Origin of the sequence: Paracoccus homiensis (assembly GCF_900111675.1) — a bacterium.
Lineage (GTDB): Bacteria > Pseudomonadota > Alphaproteobacteria > Rhodobacterales > Rhodobacteraceae > Paracoccus > Paracoccus homiensis.
Genome location: NZ_FOHO01000005.1, coordinates 95793 through 113249 on the forward strand (window position 1 = coordinate 95793; position 17457 = coordinate 113249).

A 17457-nucleotide genomic window follows, 5' to 3' on the forward strand; every position below is an offset into this window, starting at 1 on the left:
TGCAACCTTTCGTTGCAAGTTTGGGTCGGGCCGGGCGACACATGCGCCCGGCCCCCTGGCTGACAGGTCAGTTTTCGGCCTTGGCTTCCGCGTCGGCGTCGGCTTCGCCTTCCGCATCGGCAGCACCGCCCGAAACCGCGTCCAGATCGGCCTTCATCTGATCCAGAATGGCCTGTGCCTGCGATCCACCGATTTCCAGGAACTGCTGTTCCACGTCATCGGCCGTGTCGCGGAACGGCTGGCGCTGTTCCTCGGTCAGGTTGGTGATCGTGATCGAAGGCTTGGCCTCTTTGATCTTCTCAAGCGAGGTTTCGGTCAGACCGTCCTGATAATCCACGATATAATCGAAGGAGGCCGCGATGGCGTCCTGCACCAGCTGCTTGTCCTCGTCGGGCAGGCCGTCAAAGAATTCCTTGTTGGCCATCACCGCAGTCGTGAAATTGTTGTGCCCGGCGCGGGTGATGTAATCGGTCACCTCGTACATCTTCGTCGACTCGATGAAGAAGGCGGGGTTTTCCTGACCCTGGATGATGCCGGTCTGCAACGCGCCATACACCTCGCCCCAGGGCAGCGGCGTCGGCGTCGCGCCGAAGGCCTTGTAGCCTTCAACCAGCAACGGGTTGGTCATCACACGGAACTTGACCTCGTTCAGGTCGGCTGGCGACGTCACCTCGTTGGTAGTGGTCATCATGACCTCGCCCTCGGGGAACATGGTCAGCAGTTCCAGCCCCTGATCGGCATAAAGCGGCGGGAACAGTTCCTTGATCGTCTTGGAACTGCGGAAGAATTCGACCAGTTCATCCTGATCGGCCGGCAGCAGATAAGGCACGAAGAATACCTGCGCCTCGGGGATCAGGGCGCCGGTAAAGCCGGGCGACTGGTCCACGAATTGCAGGATGCCCGACTGGGCCTGTTCCATGATATCGGCGGATTCACCCAGCGTCCCGAACGGGAACAACTGAACTTCGTGGTCCGAATTCGCCTCGATCTCTTCCTTGAACTTCTGGGCGAACTTGCCCTGCACCTCTTCCATCGCCTCTTCGAACGCATAGCGCCAGGTGTCGGCCATCGCACCGCCGGCACCCATGATCAGGGCGACAAGGCTGGCTGCGGTCAGGGATTTATAGGTCATGATACCTCCTGTTGTTCGGGACGTTCGGGATGCAACGCAGCCCTTCCCCGATGGTTTCAGGATCGGGGAACAAAGCCCCGCATCTCTTGGCCCGAGACTTCGGGACAATGACAATTCAAGTCAATCGGCATATTAAATCATGACAATTTGGCGGCAGAGTGTCAAACAAGCTGCCCCAATCACGCCCGCCGATCCTCGGATCAGTTGCCAAGAATTCCGGCAATGGTCGTCAGCGCCTGCTCAAGATCGCCGCGTGTCGGGCCGCCCAGACACAACCGCAGGGCGGGGCTGCGGTCACTGACCGAAAAGCCGGTCGAGGCCGTCACCGCGACATTGCGATCCAGCGCGGCCTGCAACAGATCGTGGTCATCGACATCGTTGGGCAGGGCGATCCAGCGGTGCAGACCATGCCCGAACCCCGCGCTCAGCGGTCCAAGGATGCGTTGGGCCATGCGGTTGCGGGCCGCAAGCTCCTGCCGTTGCGCCACCAGCAAGTCATCCGCGACACCACTGGTGATCCAGTCATTGGCGATCTCGGCGACCATGGGCGTCGCCATCCATGCAACCGAAAGATGACGGTTCATCGCCCGCTCTGCCAAAGTTTCGGGCAGCGCAAGAAAACCCAGCCGCAATCCCGGTGACAGGCATTTCGACAGGCCGGTGAAATACAGGCTGCGTTCGGGGGCAAAGCTGGACACGGGCGGCGGGCGGCGCGGCGCGACCGGGCCAAGCGCGTCGTTTTCAATGATGATCAGCCCATGTTCGGCGGCGGTCTGGGCCAGATCCTCGCGCCGTTCACGGTCGATGATTCGCGCCTGCGGCCCCGCCCCCGAGGGCAGCAGGAAAACCGCCCGCAGCTTGCCCCCCGCCATCCGCGCCGCCTGTGCCAGCGCCTGGGGGATCATGCCGCGATCATCGCAATCGATCCCGCGCATCCGCAGATGCAGATGCCGGATCGCGGGTTTCAGCGCATGACAGCTGTAGCTTTCGACGGCGATTTCCTCGCCCGGTTGGGCCGCGGTCATCAGCGCGACCATGAAGGCCGGTGTGTTGCCATTGGTGATGATGATGCGCTGCGCGGGCACCACCATGCCGCAGCGCGCCAGCCAGCCCGCCGCCATGCCGCCATACAGCGCCATCGCCTGACGGGGTCGAAAGGAATGCATCGCCGAATGCGGCAACCGGGTCGCGATCCGTTGCAGGCTGTCCGACCAGGCCTGCGTGACCTGCGGCAACGCCACCGGCGTCATCATCGACAGGTCGATCGGCGGCCGTTCGGTGGCGGCGCGGAACCACGGAAGTTCGACCGTTTCACGCGGACCGGATTTCACGAAACTGCCGCGCCCCACCTCGCCCGAGATCAGATCGGCGCGAATCAGTTCCTCATAGGCGCGGCTGACGGTCTGGACGGACAGATGCAGCCGCCATGCCAGATCCCGGTGGGGCGGCAGTCGGTCGCCCGGTCGCAGGCTGCCCGAATCGATTGCGGCGGCAATCCCCTGCGCAAGACTGCGATAGGCGGGGCGGGTGATATCTTCCTTGCGAAGCGGCCAATGCGACATGTCGCCAAAATCGCCAAGCGAAACAGACTTGTCCAGATTGACAAAGCCGATCCCGGCGGAAACAAGCGACTTATGCAGTCCACCCGCCTTGATGATCGCGACATCGCCATACTTGCCACGCTGTGCCGCGAGGGGCGCATCGCCAAGACCGATCTGGCGGCGCGGGTGAACCTGTCGCCGACGCCCTGCTGGGAACGAATGAAGCGGCTGGAAAAGGCCGGGCTGATCCGTGGCTATCGCGCCGAAATCGACCTGGCCGGCCTTGGCCCGCATGTGCAGGTTTTCGTCACGGTCGAACTGGAAAGCCATCGCGCCGAAAGCTTTCAGATCTTCGAACGCACCATCGACCGCATCGACGAGGTCGTCGGCTGCTGGGCCATCGGCGGTGGCTATGACTACCTGATGCAGGTGGTCACGCAGGATGTCGCCAGCTTTCAGACGCTGATGGACGGGCTGCTGGAAAGCCGCGCGGGGGTGCGCCGGTATTTCAGCTATATCGTGACCAAACCGGTCAAGGAACTGCCCCCGGCTCTGGCGCTGTTGGCCGACTGACCAGATTTTTTGCCGCCCGCCATGCCGGGATCAGAGGAATCCTCTGCCCCGCCGCCGTTCTTTGGTGAAATCGCCTGCGCCGTCCCGCGCATCTTGCTGACCAAGCAAGGAGGTGTGCGATGCTGGACGATATGACATCCCGACTGACCGACCGGATCACCGATCCCGGCCTGCTGCCGGTCAAGGGCGATTTTTCGGGCGATGGCCGTCTGGCCGTGCGCGACCCCGCCACGGGCGAACTGATCGCCCAGGTCGGGATCAGCGACGCCACCGGGGCTCGTGCCGCCGTGGATGCCGCGCAGACGGCCTTTGCCGGCTGGTCGATGACCCTGCCCCAGCATAGGGCGCAGGTGCTGCATCGCTGGCACGCGATGATCCTTGACGCAAAAGAGGATCTGGCCCGCATCATGGTCGCGGAACAGGGCAAACCGATCAGCGAGGCGCGCGGCGAAATCGACTATGCCGCCAGCTTTGTCCAGTTCTATGCCGAAGAGGCGCTGCGCCCGAATATCGAAGGCGTGACCAGCCACCTGCCCGACGCGGAAATGGAGCTGTGGCGCGAACCGGTCGGCGTGGCCGCGCTGATCACGCCGTGGAACTTTCCCTGCGCGATGATCACCCGCAAGGCCGCGGCCGCCTTGGGGGCGGGCTGTACGGTGGTCATCCACCCTTCGGCCGAAACGCCGCTGTCGGCGCTTGCGCTGTCGGAACTGGCGCGGCGCGCGGGCTTTCCGGAAGGCGTGGTGAACACGGTGATCGGCGATGCCGCCACCATCGTCGGCGAATGGACTGCCGATGCCCGTGTGCGGGCGCTGTCCTTCACCGGCTCGACCGAGGTGGGGCGGCTGCTGTATCGCCAGTCGGCGGATACGGTGAAACGTCTGGTGATGGAGCTGGGCGGGCACGCGCCCTTCATCGTCTTCAAGGGCGCCGATCTGGACCGCGCCGTGACCGAGGGGATCAAGGCGAAATTCGCCACCTCGGGCCAGGACTGTCTGGGCGCCAACCGCTTTTACATCCAGCGCGAGATCTATGACGAATTCTGCGCCAAATTCACCGCCGCCGTTCAGGGCCTGACCCTTGGTCACGGCATGGACGACCCCGATATCGGGCCGCTGATCCATGATCGCCAGATCGACAAGCAGAACGCCCATGTGCAGGACGCGCTGGCCAAGGGCGCGCGGCTGCTGACCGGGGGCGGTGTCGATCAGGACAAGGGGCCGCTGTTCTTCCAGCCGACCGTTCTGGCCGATGTCACCGACGAAGCCGCGATCATGTCCGAGGAAACCTTTGGCCCGGTCGCCGCGCTGAGCGTCTTTGACGACGAGGACGAGGTGTTCGCCCGCGCCAATGCAACCGAATACGGGCTGGTCGCCTATGTCCACAGCCTGGACCCCCGCCGGATCTATCGGGCGACGCGGGCGTTGCAATATGGCATGGTCGCGGTGAACCGCACCAAGGTCACCGGCGCACCGATCCCCTTCGGGGGCATGAAGCAATCGGGGATCGGCCGCGAAGGCGCCCGTCAGGGCCTCGAGGCCTTTACCGAGATCAAATACATCTGCCGCGACTGGGGATGAGCAAGCGCCCGGGAAAAGGTCCGCGGACCTTTTTCAGCGCCGAACGGGCGAGGCCCGGGAAAGAAAGGAATGAACATGCTGACGAATGACGAACTGGCCAAATGGGACCGCGAAAGCTTTTTCCATCCCTCGACCCATCTGGGGCAATTCGCCCGCGGCGAGGCCGCGCAGCGTATCGTGACCGGCGGTGAAGGCGTTTTCATCACCGATCGCGACGGCAACCGCCTGCTGGACGGGTTCGCCGGGCTTTACTGCGTGAATGTCGGCTATGGCCGCAAGGAAATCGCCGAGGCCATCGCCGATCAGGCGCGCGAGCTGGCCTATTACCATTCCTATGCCGGCCACGGGTCCGAGGCGAATATCACCCTGGCCAAGATGGTCATGGACCGCGCGCCCGAAGGCATGGCGCGGGTCTATTTCGGGCTTGGCGGATCGGACGCGAATGAAACCAACATCAAGCTGGTCTGGTATTACAACAACATCCTTGGCCGCCCCGAAAAGAAAAAGATCATCAGCCGCTGGCGCGGGTATCACGGGTCGGGCCTGATGACCGGCAGCCTGACCGGGCTGGAGCTGTTCCACAAGAAATTCGACCTGCCGCTGACGCAGGTGATCCACACCGAGGCACCCTATTACTATCGCCGCGAGGACACGAACATGTCCGAGGCCGATTTCGTCGCCCATTGCGTCCGGAAGCTGGAAGAGCTGATCGCCGCCGAGGGGGCCGACACCATCGCCGCCTTCATCGGCGAGCCGGTTCTGGGCACCGGCGGCATCGTGCCGCCCCCGGCAGGCTATTGGCCCGCGATCCAGAAGGTACTGGACAAGCACGACATCCTGCTGATCGCGGATGAGGTCGTGACCGGCTTCGGCCGTCTGGGCAGCATGTTCGGCAGCGATCATTACGGCATGAAGCCCGATCTGATCACCAGCGCCAAGGGTCTGACCAGCGCCTATGCGCCGCTGTCGGCCAGCATCGTCGGCCAGCGGATGTGGGATGTGCTGATGCAGGGCACCGATGAATATGGCGTGCTGGGCCATGGCTGGACCTATTCCGCCCACCCGATCGGCGCCGCCGCCGGGATCGCCAACCTGAAGCTGATCGACGATCTGGGTCTGGTGAAGAATGCGGGCGAGACCGGCAATTATTTCTGGCAGACGATGCGCGACGAGGTCGGCGGACATGCCCATGTCGGCGAGGTGCGCGGCGAAGGCATGCTGTGCGCGGTCGAGCTGGTCGCCGACAAGGACAAGCGGCAGTTCTTCGAAGCCTCGGAAGGCAAGGGCGCCAAGGTCGTCGCCGCGATGCTGAAGCGCGGGCTGATCGCGCGGGCCATGCCGCAGGGCGACATCATCGGCTTTGCCCCGCCGCTGTGCCTGACCAGGGCCGAGGCGGACCAGATCGTGTCGATCACCAAGGACGCGATTGCCGAGGTGTTGGGCTGACCATCGGGCCGTGACCTTGCGTCCCGCGACGGCCGGGGGATTTCGCATCCCCCGGACCCCCTGCGGGTCGCGCCCATGGCCCCTGCATCGCTATCCGGGCAGATCGCCCGGACGGTCGATATCGCCGAGCAGGCCATGCCCGGCGACAAGCGCATCTGGTGACAGATCCCGCAAAAGCCGGCCTGCACCCTGATCCCCCGACAGCTCTGCAAGCCGAGGCAACCACGCTGCGGGGAAACAGGCCGGCGGCATGGGTGGGCCGTCATCGACGCTTGCCGCTGGTCGGTCCGGGGTCGCGGTCCGGGCGACCCGGTCCAGATGCGCCGCCGTCACGAAGGGCATATCGCCCAGGGCGATCAGCAACCGATCGGTCCCCGTCACGGCAGCCAGCCCGGCCCTGAGACTGTCGGCTATGGCGGCGGGCACGATCCGGATCACCTGAAACCCCTGAAGATGCACGCTCAGCGCGGGATTGCTGATCACGGCGACGCGGTGGTCAAGCCGCGCCTGCCGCATGGCCGTGGCGGCATGGGCGATCAGGGGACGACCCCGAAACGGATGCAGAAGCTTGTCGGACGGACCAAAGCGCCGCGAGGACCCCGCCGCAAGCAGCAGACCTGTCAGGATCACCCGAAGGCCTTTTCATAGGCGTCCAGAACTTCGGTCAGGACCGAACTTGCCAGCAGACGCGGATCGCGCACCGGTGCGATGACACCGATGGGCCCGCGCAGACGCACCAGATCCCGGGCATCGACACCGGCCTGCGACAGCGCCGATTGCCGCGCCAGCTGGGCGCGACGCGATCCCAGCGCACCGACATAGAAGGCCGGGCTGTTCAGTCCCGCGATCAGGGCGGGCAGTTCCCGGTCGTGATCGTGAAACAGGGTCACGACGGCGCTATAGGGATCGGGTCGGGGCTGATCCGGCCCCAGATGCAGGGGCAGCGACAATCCCCGGCACAGCGCGGCCAGCGCGGTGGCCTCGTCCCCTTCGCCGTGAACATGCAGCGCGGGCGGCGGGGTCAGTTGCAACACGAAGCCATCGGGATACAGACCCGGATCGCGGGGATCATCCGCCCGGACGGCACCGGTCGTCAAATCGACATGCCAGCGCCGCGGAAGACGGTCACGCCGCGCCTGCGCAACCTGAGCCAGAAAATCGGCATCGGGCCGCCGGATCAACGCGATCCGGACCGAGCCACCGCAGGGCAAGGGCAGATCGACCGGGCCGCCCTGCCCATAGGTCAGATGGATGACAGGCTGCCCTGCCTCCAGATAGGTCGCGATATCGGCGTCGATGCAGCCCGCACCCAGACGGCCCACCCGGCCACCATCGGGCCACAGCGCCATTGCCGCACCGGGCTTGCGTGGAAAGCCACCCCTGGCGTCGATCAGCAGGGCAAGCGCACCGCCCGGACGGGCCGCAAGCGCATCGAACGGATCCATCATCATTCCGGACATGGTTGCCCCGCCGCGCCCCATTTCAGGACGTCATCAATGTGAGACTGCAACCCGTGGGGCGCCGGTTGGCGGTCTCCGCCGGGTTGAAACCCCCAGGCGACGAAGCCGCCATGGGCAGCGTCTTCCTGCAGATGCCGGGCAAGTTCTATCCAGTCGCGATCACCATTGCGTTCGGGATCGGACATCTGCGCACAGACCTGAGCGCTGGTCAGGCCGAACCACTCCATCTCGACGGGGGCAAGACGCCAGTCGATCATGGCGTTGGGCGCCGCATGGGGCGCGCTGTCCAGCGTCGAGGCGGTGACATGGCAGGTCGCGCAGGGCAGCGTCTCGATGCCCATCCGGCTTTCCCCGGCAATGATGTTCATGCCATGCGGCCCGGCATTGTCATATTCGGGGCCGGACCACATCGGGCGATGATCTGAACCGGTGTGACAATTGGCGCAGCGCGGATGCGACACGACCTCGTAGACGCGGGCCCATGCAGCCAACCCGTCCGTGATGCTGACGGATCCCGGCTCGGGCGGGGCCACGACCGAGGGCATGACCTCGGCCCCCGCAGGGGCGGCAAGCGCCAGAAGCAGCGCAGCCCACCTCATGCGAAGCGCAACTGCCGGGTCATCGGCAATTCCCTGACCCGCATGCCGGTGGCGGCATGGATCGCATTGGCCAGCGCCGGGGCCGCAGGCGGAACGCCCGGCTCGCCCAGTCCGCGCACGGGACCATTTTCCAGAAGGCGCACCTGCACCTGCGGGGCCTGATACAGGCGCATGGCCTGATAGGCGTGGTAATTCGTCTGCTGCGGCATGTGATCCCGATAGGTCAGTTCGCAATTCATCGCATGGCCCAGCCCGAACAGCATGCCGCCGGACAGCTGCGCCTCGGCATTGACGGGGTCCAGAACGGTGCCGATATCGGCGACGGCAAAGGCGCGATCCAGACGGATGCCCTGTGGCGTTTCGGTCACCTCGACCACCTCGGCGCAGGGCACGCCGAAGGACAGGCAAAAGGCCACCCCGCGTCCGCGCCCCGGTCTCAGATCGCGCCCGGTCCAGCCCGACAGTTCGCGCAGTTCTTCCAGCACCAGCCGCGAGACCCGATCGTCGCAGGCGTCGATCAGACCCTGCAAGGGATCGATCCCCGCCGCATCGAACAACTCGTCCATGAAGCTGCCGTGGAAAAACCCGTTGGCCGAGGCGCCGACCGAACGCCAGCTGCTGACCGGCACCGTTTCGGCGGCGCGATGCCCCGTGACGCGGTAATCGGGTATGGCGAAGGGCTGATCCCATGCGCCCGCCGTGATCGTGTTGTCCGGCCCTGGCGGCGCCATCCAGACGCGCCCGAACCACGACGCCGTGACCGAGGGCGAGGCGACGGCCAGGTCCAGCGCGCGGATGCCGGTCTTGTCGGCCAGCCCCCTGCCCCGCGCGATCTGTGCCGGACGCGGCTGGTCATGGGTGAAATCCTCGGCCCTGCTCCAGATCATCTGGATCGGCTGGCCGGGCATCTCGGCCGCGATGCGGACCGCCTGCATGATGAAATCCAGTTCCAGCCGCCGACCAAAGCTGCCGCCCATCATCTGGTTGTGCAGCGTGATCGCATCCTGCGGCAGACCGGTCAGATCGGCGACATGCGAGACGACGAAATCAGGCACCTGTGTCCCGGTCCAGATCTCGCAGCGATCGGCATCGACGCGCACGGTGGCGTTCATCGGCTCTAACGGGGCATGGGCCAGAAACGGCACGCGATATTCGGCCGTCACCGGCTGGCCATCGGCCAACGCGGCCTCCACATCCCCGTCGTTGCGCAGGCGGCTGTCCACATCGCCCTGATCCAAGGCCTGCGTCAGGCTGTCCCAGATCTGATCCTGATTGCCCGCGGTGTCCGGCGCGGCCCATTGCAGATCGACCGCCTGAAGGGCCTGCATCGCGTGCCAGCTTGTCTCGGCGATGACGGCCACGGCCTCGCCGATCTGCAACACGCGACGCACGCCGCGCATCTGTTCGGCATCCGCGCTGTCGAGGCTGGTGATCCGCCCGCCCTGCGGCACCGCCCGGACCGAGGCATACAGCATGTCGGGCAGGCGCAGATCCGCGCCATAGACCTGCGTGCCGGTGGATTTCGCCACGATATCGCCGCGACGCATCTTCCGACCCAGCCAGCGCCATTGCGATTTGTCGCGCAGAACCACCTGATCGATCGGGTCGATCTGCGCGGCCTCCGTCGCCAGCTGCGTATAGGGAATGGCCCGCCCGTCGGGCAGGATGACCGCACCGTCCGCCGTGGACAGGTCCTTGCGATCCAGACCTTCGCGCAGCGCGGCGGCCTGTTTCAGCGTCTCGCGCGCGACGGCACCGGCAAGGCGCAGCTTTTCAAAGCTGTCCGGCGCCGAGGACGAGCCGCCGGTGATCTGGAACCCCAAAAGGCGCGAGGGCACATCCACGGCCCCGCGCGCGGCCTCGGCCAGCCAGCCGCGATCCGTGGGCCGGAACGGCAGGCTCTCGCCCAGAACCGAGGTGTTGTAATAGGCGGCACTGACCGGACCTGCCTCGATCCGTGCCGTGGCCGGGTCGACATCCAGTTCCTCGGCGATCAGCGCGGCCTGCATCCAGCGGCTGCCCTGCCCCTTGTCGGCCCGTGGCGCAATCAGGGTCACGCCCTCGCCATCGATCAGCACATAGGGGTTCAGCGCGCTTTGGCCTTGCGGAAGATCGCCCATGAAAGGGTCGGGCAGTGGCCGGCCATAGCGCCACGCCCCGAAAGCCACACCGCCCAGCACCGCGGCCGAGCCGATCAGAAAGCCGCGCCGCGCGATCCGCCCCGCCCGCGACATCAGCTGCCCGCCAGCCGACGCGCGGCATCGTGCACGGCCGCGCGGATTCGCGGATAGGTGGCGCAGCGACACAGGTTGCCGGACATGGCGCGGTCGATATCCTGATCGGTCGGGGACGCGTTCAGCATCAGCAGCGCCGCCGCCGACATCACCTGCCCCGATTGGCAATAGCCGCATTGTGCAACCTGATGATCGATCCAGGCGGCCTGGACCGCGTGCAAAGCCTGCGGCTGGCCCAGCCCCTCGATCGTGGTCACCTCGCCGTTCAGATCGCCCAGCCGCAGCTGGCAGGATCGCACCGCCATGCCATCGACATGCACCGTGCAGGCACCGCATTGCGCGATGCCGCAGCCGTATTTCGTGCCGGTCAGGTTCAGCACCTCGCGCAGCGCCCACAACAGCGGCATCTGCGGGTCGGCGTCGATATCATGGGTCTGGCCGTTCACGGTAACTTGCATGCGCCCAAGCTAGGTACAGGCCCGCCGTTCCGCAAGGAAGCATCTGCGCCGAATTCGCCTGCCTTTACGGCAGCCCGAAAATGCGAAAAGACCGCCACCCAAACGGGTGCGGCCTTACCGCGTCACAAAAAGGGCGAGATCTTACTTGATCTTGCCTTCCTTGTACTCAACGTGCTGACGGACAACCGGATCGTATTTACGAACGGTCATTTTTTCCGTCATGGTACGGGCATTCTTCTTGGTCACATAGAAGTGCCCGGTCCCGGCCGAAGAGTTCAGCCGGATCTTGATGGTCGTCGGCTTCGCCATAGTCGTCGCTCCTGCTTCGGGGAAAGACGCCTGCAAACCCCGTGGAATTCGTGTGAAGCCGCCTTGTAGCCCGCATCGGCATGAAGTCAACCGCGAATCGCCAAGAAAACCGGTAAAAGCGGCACCGAAATGCAGCTATGCGGAAAACGCGGGGCTCAGGGTGCGATCCACAACAGCCAATCGCTGTGAACCCAGCCCAATCCCGTGCCGGTCAGCTTGCGCGCGGGCCCGTCATTGGCACAGACGCCGGGCTGGTCGATGATGCCGTCGCTGGTGGCGATGCCGACCCAGTCGCCCTGGGCGCTGAACTGATTGACCCGGTCGCCATTATGCAATTCGCCGATCTTGCGATATGTCGTGCCGGGGCCGCTGCGGATGGCAAGAAAACCGTCGCCCCCAGCCTTCAGACCACGCACCTCGCTGAGACCACAGCTTGCCGCCTGACCGTCGCCTTCATGTTCGACGACCGGCACGTCCAGCTGTTGCGCCGACATGGGCAGCCCCGTGCCGCATGCGATGCCGACCGCCACCACCATTTTCCACATCTTTCACCCCCTACCTGCAAACAACGGGCACAAGGCTAGCATGAAACAGCGATTCGGCACCAAAACGCGCGGAGGGCCTGTAAGCCGGATTCTGTCCAAGGGGTTGCCCCTCTGGATGACCATTCATCTGGCCCGGCCGTTACCGGCCGGATCTAGCTGCCTACCCGGACCTGCTGGGGCAAGGCGGCCCTGCGGGGTTGCCCCCGCGCGCGGTCCCTATTCGGCATTGCTCCCGGTGGGGCTTGCCATGCGGGGTCTGTTGCCAGCCCCCCGGTGGGCTCTTACCCCACCGTTTCACCCTTACCCGCGCGGACGCGGGCGGTCTGTTCTCTGTGGCGCTTTCCCTGGGGTTGCCCCCGCCGGGCGTTACCCGGCACCGTCGCCTCATGGAGTCCGGACTTTCCTCGCGGCGACGGGTCCTGGACCCGGTGCCACGCGGTCATCCAGCCCTCCGCGCGGGACGGGATATGACCGGGAACATCGCCCCGGTCAATGGCATCAGCCCAGATCGCCGCCCAGACCCTGCATCAAAGGCAGGAAATCGGGGAAGGATGTTGCGATCGGGCTGCCATCATCGACGCTGACCGGGGCGTCGGCGGCCAGCCCCAGAACCATGAAGGACATGGCGATGCGGTGATCCAGATGCGTCACCGCCACCGCCCCGCCCGGAACCGAGCCCGCGCCGTGAACCGTCATGCTGTCGCGGGTTTCCTCGACCCGGACGCCATTCGCCTCAAGGCCACGGGCCATGGCGTCGATGCGGTCGCTTTCCTTCACCCGCAACTCGGCCACGCCATTCATCACGGTCGCGCCCTCGGCGAAGGCGGCGATCACCGACAGGATTGGAAATTCGTCGATCATGCTGGCGGCGCGTTCGGCGGGAACGCTGACCCCTTTCAGCGGACCATGGCGGACGACCAGATCGGCCACGGGTTCGCCGCCTTCCTCGCGCTGGTTTTCGAAACGGATATCGGCACCCATTTCCAGCAATGTGACATACAGCCCGTCGCGCGTCGGATTGCGGCTGACACCGGGCACGCGAATTTCCGAGCCCGGCACGATCAGCGCCGCCGCCACCGGAAACGCCGCGCTGGAAGGGTCGCGCGGCACGGCAACCGGCTGAGCCCGCAGTTCGGGCCGACCGGTCAGGGTGATGACGTGCCCCTCATCGGTGGTCTCGGTCGTGATCGTCGCACCAAATCCCGCCAGCATCCGTTCGGAATGATCACGGGTCGGCTCGGCTTCGATCACGACGGTGTCGCCGGGGGCGTTCAGACCGGCCAGCAGGATCGCGGATTTGATCTGCGCGCTGGCGACAGGCGTGCGATAGCGCAGTGGCACCGGGTCGGCAGCGCCCTGAATGGTGATCGGCAGACGCCCGCCTTCACGGGTGGTGATACTTGCGCCGAATTCAGCCAGCGGATCGGTGACCCGCGCCATGGGACGGCGCGACAGGCTGGCATCGCCGGCGAAGGTGGCGGTGATCGGCGTCGTGGCCATCGCGCCCATGATCAGACGGACGCCGGTGCCCGAATTGCCGCAATCGATGACGCCCTCGGGTTCGCTGAACCCGCCGACGCCGACACCGTTGACCACCCATTCGCCGGGTCCGGTGCGTTCGACCTGCGCCCCGAAGGCGGCCATCGCCTTGGCGGTGTCCAGCACGTCCTGACCTTCCAGCAACCCGGTGATGCGGGTTTCACCGACGGACATGGCCCCAAGGATCAGCGCGCGGTGGCTGATCGACTTGTCGCCGGGAACCTGCGCCGTGCCGGTCAGGGGGCCGCTGCGCTTGGCGGTCATCGGGCGGGGTTCGGCGGAATGGGACATGGGACACCTCGTGATTGCCGCGACCTTGTATCGCTAACATCGCGGCGCTGCCACCCGTTTTGCACGCGCCCTAGCCCGCCGGATCCGCGCCCCCGAACAGATCCAGCTGCGCATTGTCGTGATCGGTTTCGAAACCCGACAACGTGATGCCCAGCAGCCGCACCCCGCGCGGATCGGGCAGCACGGTGGCCGCCAGATCCAGCGCGATTGCCAGCATCTCGGCCTGCGAGGCCACCGGGCGGCCAAGACTGCGGGCGCGCGTGATCTGCTGAAAATCCGAAAACTTGACCTTCAGCGTGACGGTGCGGCCCTGCAATTCATGCCGGCCGACATGCTGCCAGACCTTGTCGGCAAGCGGCAGCAGGGCCTGTTCGATCTGATCCATCTGCATCAGATCGGCGGAATAGGTATTTTCCGCCCCCACCGATTTGCGCACCCGGTCGGGGCTGACCCTGCGGTGATCGACCCCGCGCGAGATATTCCAGTAATAGCGTCCGGCCTTGCCAAAGCGCCGCAGCAGAAAGTCCAGATCCTGCGCGCGCAGATCGGCGCCGGTCTGAATGCCCATCGCGTTCATCTTGCGCGCGGTCTGCGGGCCGATGCCATGAAACTTACCCACCGGCAGCGTCAGCACGAAGTCCGGCCCGCGGTCAGGGGTAATCACGCAAAGCCCGTCGGGCTTGTTCTGATCCGAGGCCAGCTTCGCCAGAAACTTGTTATAGCTGACCCCCGCGCTGGCTGTCAGCTGTGTGGTGTCGCGGATCCGCGCGCGGATTTCCTTGGCGACCTGGGTCGCGGTCTGACCGGGCCACAGGTGATCGGTCACGTCCAGATAGGCCTCATCCAGCGAGAGGGGTTCGATCAGCGGCGTATAATCGGCAAAGATGTCGCGGATCTGGGCGCTGACCGCGCGGTAGACCTCGAACCGGTGCCTGACGAAGATCAGGTCCGGGCAAAGCCGCGCGGCCCGGACCGATGGCATGGCCGAGCGCACCCCGTAGACCCGCGCCTCATAGCTGGCGGCCGCAACCACGCCCCGCGCCGACGACCCGCCGACCGCGACCGGCTTGCCCCGCAATTCCGGGTGATCGCGTTGTTCGACCGAGGCAAAGAACGCATCCATGTCGATATGGATGATCTTGCGGATGGCCGCCGGGTCCGGGGCCATGTCGGCCCCGTGGCTCATTCGCTGTCGACGCGCAGGGGGGACAGGCGGGCGGTGTCGGCCTGCATCCCTTCGGCCAGCCGGTCAAAGCGGACATGCGCAATCGCCTTGCCGCCCGATTGGGTGAACAGGGCGCCGACCTCGCGCCCGTCGCTGACGATCTTCGTGCCGACCGGGGCCTGCCCGTCGATGGCCAGCACGGTCAATCCCTTGCGCAATTCGGTCTTGTGCTTCATCCGCGCCGTGACTTCCTGCCCGACATAACAGCCCTTGCGGAAATCGACGCCGTGCAGCCGTTCGAACCCGGCCTCCAGGATGAAGGTGTCGTTCGGGATCAGCTCGATCAGGCTTTCGGGGATGCAATGGGCCACCCGGATCGCATCCCAATCGGTGCCGTCATCGCCGGTCGCGCCGTAATGCCGCCATCCCAGCGCATCGTGACGCGGATCGGCAATCGCCCCTTCGGGCGCGGGACCGGTGCCGCGGGCGACGGGCATGTCGATCGCCTCAATCGTGACTTTCGACCGCAATTTGTACATCGACAGGCGGCGCATCAGGTCGTCGGCCAGCCCGGCATCGACATCCAGAAGCAGCGCGTCATCCTGCGGGATCACCAGAAAATCGGCCAGATACTTGCCTTGCGGCGTCAGCAACGCCGTCCAGCACGCCCCGCGAGAGATGTCGTTGGTGACAAGACCCTGAAGAAATTCGATGCGGTCCTCGCCGGTCAGGCGAATGATCTGGCGGGTCATCTACTGGTCTCCGAATTGCAAAGCGACAAGGCGGGCATAGGCGCCGCCCCTGTCCATCAACTGGTCATGGCTGCCCTCTTCGACAACCCTGCCCTGTTCGATCACGACGATCTTGTCGGCATTGCGGATCGTGGACAGACGATGCGCGATGACCAGCGTGGTGCGCCCCCGCGACAACCGATCCAGCGCATCCTGAACCAGACGTTCGCTTGCGGTGTCCAGCGCACTTGTCGCCTCGTCCAGCAACAGGATCGGTGCGTCGCGCAGCACGGCACGCGCAATCGCCACGCGCTGACGCTGCCCGCCCGAGAGGGACGATCCGCGCGGGCCGGCGGCGCTGTCCAGACCGCGCTGCAATCCGGCGGTGAATTCATCGACATGCGCCGTGCGCAGCGCCTTTTGCAGGTCATCCTCGTTCGCGTCGGGGCGGCCCATCAGGATATTGTCGCGCAGCGTCTCGTCGAACAGCGCGGAATCCTGCGCCACGGTCGAGAATTGATCCCGCAGCACGCCAAGGTCGTAATCGGTGACCGACACGCCCCCCAGCAGCACCTGTCCGCTGTCAGGATCGACCATGCGGGTCAGCAGGTTGAAGACGGTGGACTTGCCCGCCCCCGACGGTCCCACCAGCGCAGTCGTCTGGCCCGCCGGCGCGATAAACGACAACCCACCCAGCGCCATCTGACCGTCATAGGACAGGTGAACGTCGCGCAGCTCGATCGACTTGTCGGCGGGCGGTTCCCGGCGCGACCCCGACCGGATCGTCGGCGCGGTGTCAAAGACTTGGTAGATGCGTTCCAGACTGGCCGCGGCGGTCTGCCAGTTGCCAGCCGTGCTGCCCAGACGGCGCATCGGCTGAAAGGCCAGTGCCAGCGCGGTAAAGAACGACATGAAATCCCCGACGCTCCGCTCGCCCTCCATCACCTCGCGGCCGCCCAGGGCCAGAACGGCGACAAAGCCAAGCCCGGTGACGATATCGGTCAGCGCCGGGATCACGCTGCTGGTCGCGGCGACCTTGGTCTGTGAATCCCGGATGCGGCCCACGATCTGGGCAAAGCGGTCGGTCTGCGCGGCCTCGGCGCGGTTCAGCCGGATCGAGGTGATGCCGTGCAGCACCTCGTCCAGCCGGGTCGCGCGCTGGCTGGCATGGGCGCGGTTCTGGCGCATCTTGCGGCGGATATAGCGCTGAACCAGCGCCGCGGGGGCGATCAGGATCGGTGCCCCGATCAGCGCCGCCAGCGTCCAGACAGGGTCGATATTCACGGCCACCGCGAACAGCATCACCAGCGAAATCGCATCGCGGGTCGAGGATGTCAGGATCGTCGACCACACCCCCTGCACGGCCATGGTGTCGCCCTGTATCCTTTCGATCAGCGCGCCGGGCGGGTTGGTGCGAAAGAACTGCCCGTCCAGCGTCAGGATATGGGCCAGCATGTCGCGCTGCATCAGGGTCGAGATGCTCAGCGAGATCCGCGTCAACAGGGACCGGCTGGCAATCAGCGTGATCGCGCGCAGAAAGAAGATGCCCAGAATCGCGCCGCCGACCCACCAGATCGCGCCCTCTTCCTTGCCGACGAACACGCGGTCGAACAGCGGTTTCAGCATCCAGGAAATCAGCGCCAGCGTCGATCCCTCGATCGTCATCAGCACGAATGCCCCCGTCATGCCCAGCCGGTGCCTTTGCAGATAGTCGCGCCACAGCCGTGCAAACAGGCCGCGAGAGGTAAGGGTGCTGCTGCTGTCTGGCTGGCTCACTGAATTCCGTCCGCGTTCTTGTTGGCACGTTCCGGGCGGGGCCGGTCATGTCTTGTCCGCAAGCCATAGCCCGTCAGC

The 17457-nt window shown here is 65.5% G+C and carries 16 protein-coding genes and 1 other RNA gene; 3 read left to right on the plus strand and 14 right to left on the minus strand.

The window, feature by feature from the left end:
* Positions 1-67: 67 nt before the first annotated feature.
* Both BMX67_RS08895 and ehuR read right to left on the minus strand, forming a co-directional pair.
* On the minus strand, positions 68-1132 hold the full coding sequence (locus tag BMX67_RS08895; RefSeq protein ID WP_090734189.1) for a TRAP transporter substrate-binding protein: 1065 nt from the start codon (positions 1130-1132) through the stop codon (positions 68-70).
* A gap of 200 nt (positions 1133-1332) precedes the next feature.
* Entirely contained in the window at positions 1333-2694 is a 1362-nt protein-coding gene (gene ehuR, locus BMX67_RS08900) for a MocR-like ectoine utilization transcription factor EhuR (RefSeq protein WP_090734190.1), read from the minus strand.
* A gap of 72 nt (positions 2695-2766) precedes the next feature.
* On the opposite strand from ehuR, the gene BMX67_RS08905 reads away from it, so the two are divergent.
* From BMX67_RS08905 to BMX67_RS08915, 3 genes are all read left to right on the plus strand, one after another.
* Positions 2767-3246 (plus strand): Lrp/AsnC family transcriptional regulator, encoded by a 480-nt coding sequence (locus BMX67_RS08905; protein ID WP_090734412.1) that lies wholly within the window; start codon positions 2767-2769, stop codon positions 3244-3246.
* Positions 3247-3365: 119 nt separating this feature from the next.
* On the plus strand, positions 3366-4826 hold the full coding sequence (locus BMX67_RS08910; protein WP_090734192.1) for an NAD-dependent succinate-semialdehyde dehydrogenase: 1461 nt from the start codon (positions 3366-3368) through the stop codon (positions 4824-4826).
* 75 nt (positions 4827-4901) lie between these two features.
* A complete protein-coding gene (locus tag BMX67_RS08915; RefSeq protein WP_090734413.1) occupies positions 4902-6272 on the plus strand; it encodes an aspartate aminotransferase family protein in 1371 nt (456 codons plus the stop codon).
* A gap of 90 nt (positions 6273-6362) precedes the next feature.
* Here the strand turns inward: BMX67_RS08915 and BMX67_RS08920 are convergent, their stop codons facing one another.
* From BMX67_RS08920 to BMX67_RS08975, 12 genes are all read right to left on the minus strand, one after another.
* Complete coding sequence (locus tag BMX67_RS08920) at positions 6363-6902, minus strand: nucleotidyltransferase family protein (protein WP_090734193.1); 540 nt, start codon at positions 6900-6902, stop codon at positions 6363-6365.
* Entirely contained in the window at positions 6899-7723 is an 825-nt protein-coding gene (locus BMX67_RS08925; RefSeq protein ID WP_175479862.1) for an XdhC family protein, read from the minus strand. The genes BMX67_RS08920 and BMX67_RS08925 overlap by 4 nt, the downstream gene beginning before the upstream one ends.
* A complete protein-coding gene (locus BMX67_RS08930; RefSeq protein WP_090734196.1) occupies positions 7720-8331 on the minus strand; it encodes a hypothetical protein in 612 nt (203 codons plus the stop codon). The genes BMX67_RS08925 and BMX67_RS08930 overlap by 4 nt, the downstream gene beginning before the upstream one ends.
* Complete coding sequence (locus BMX67_RS08935; RefSeq protein ID WP_090734197.1) at positions 8328-10565, minus strand: xanthine dehydrogenase family protein molybdopterin-binding subunit; 2238 nt, start codon at positions 10563-10565, stop codon at positions 8328-8330. The genes BMX67_RS08930 and BMX67_RS08935 overlap by 4 nt, the downstream gene beginning before the upstream one ends.
* Positions 10565-11023 carry a (2Fe-2S)-binding protein gene (locus BMX67_RS08940; protein WP_090734199.1) on the minus strand — a complete coding sequence of 153 codons (459 nt, stop codon included), beginning with the start codon at positions 11021-11023 and terminating at the stop codon, positions 10565-10567. The genes BMX67_RS08935 and BMX67_RS08940 overlap by 1 nt, the downstream gene beginning before the upstream one ends.
* Before the next feature lie 141 nt (positions 11024-11164).
* Positions 11165-11332, minus strand: coding sequence for a 50S ribosomal protein L33 (gene rpmG / locus BMX67_RS08945; RefSeq protein WP_089344652.1), 168 nt, complete (start codon positions 11330-11332; stop codon positions 11165-11167).
* 155 nt (positions 11333-11487) lie between these two features.
* Positions 11488-11877: an SH3 domain-containing protein gene (locus BMX67_RS08950; RefSeq protein ID WP_090734200.1), complete on the minus strand. Its 390-nt coding sequence runs from the start codon at positions 11875-11877 to the stop codon at positions 11488-11490.
* Positions 11878-11941: 64 nt separating this feature from the next.
* An RNA gene (gene rnpB / locus BMX67_RS08955) (RNase P RNA component class A) lies at positions 11942-12332 on the minus strand.
* 43 nt (positions 12333-12375) lie between these two features.
* Entirely contained in the window at positions 12376-13707 is a 1332-nt protein-coding gene (gene aroA / locus BMX67_RS08960; RefSeq protein ID WP_090734202.1) for a 3-phosphoshikimate 1-carboxyvinyltransferase, read from the minus strand.
* 70 nt (positions 13708-13777) lie between these two features.
* Positions 13778-14893: a DNA polymerase IV gene (gene dinB, locus BMX67_RS08965; protein ID WP_245739355.1), complete on the minus strand. Its 1116-nt coding sequence runs from the start codon at positions 14891-14893 to the stop codon at positions 13778-13780.
* On the minus strand, positions 14890-15624 hold the full coding sequence (gene ygfZ, locus BMX67_RS08970) for a CAF17-like 4Fe-4S cluster assembly/insertion protein YgfZ (protein ID WP_090734205.1): 735 nt from the start codon (positions 15622-15624) through the stop codon (positions 14890-14892). The genes dinB and ygfZ overlap by 4 nt, the downstream gene beginning before the upstream one ends.
* Positions 15625-17379, minus strand: coding sequence for an ABC transporter ATP-binding protein (locus BMX67_RS08975; protein WP_425438975.1), 1755 nt, complete (start codon positions 17377-17379; stop codon positions 15625-15627).
* Positions 17380-17457: the final 78 nt, after the last annotated feature.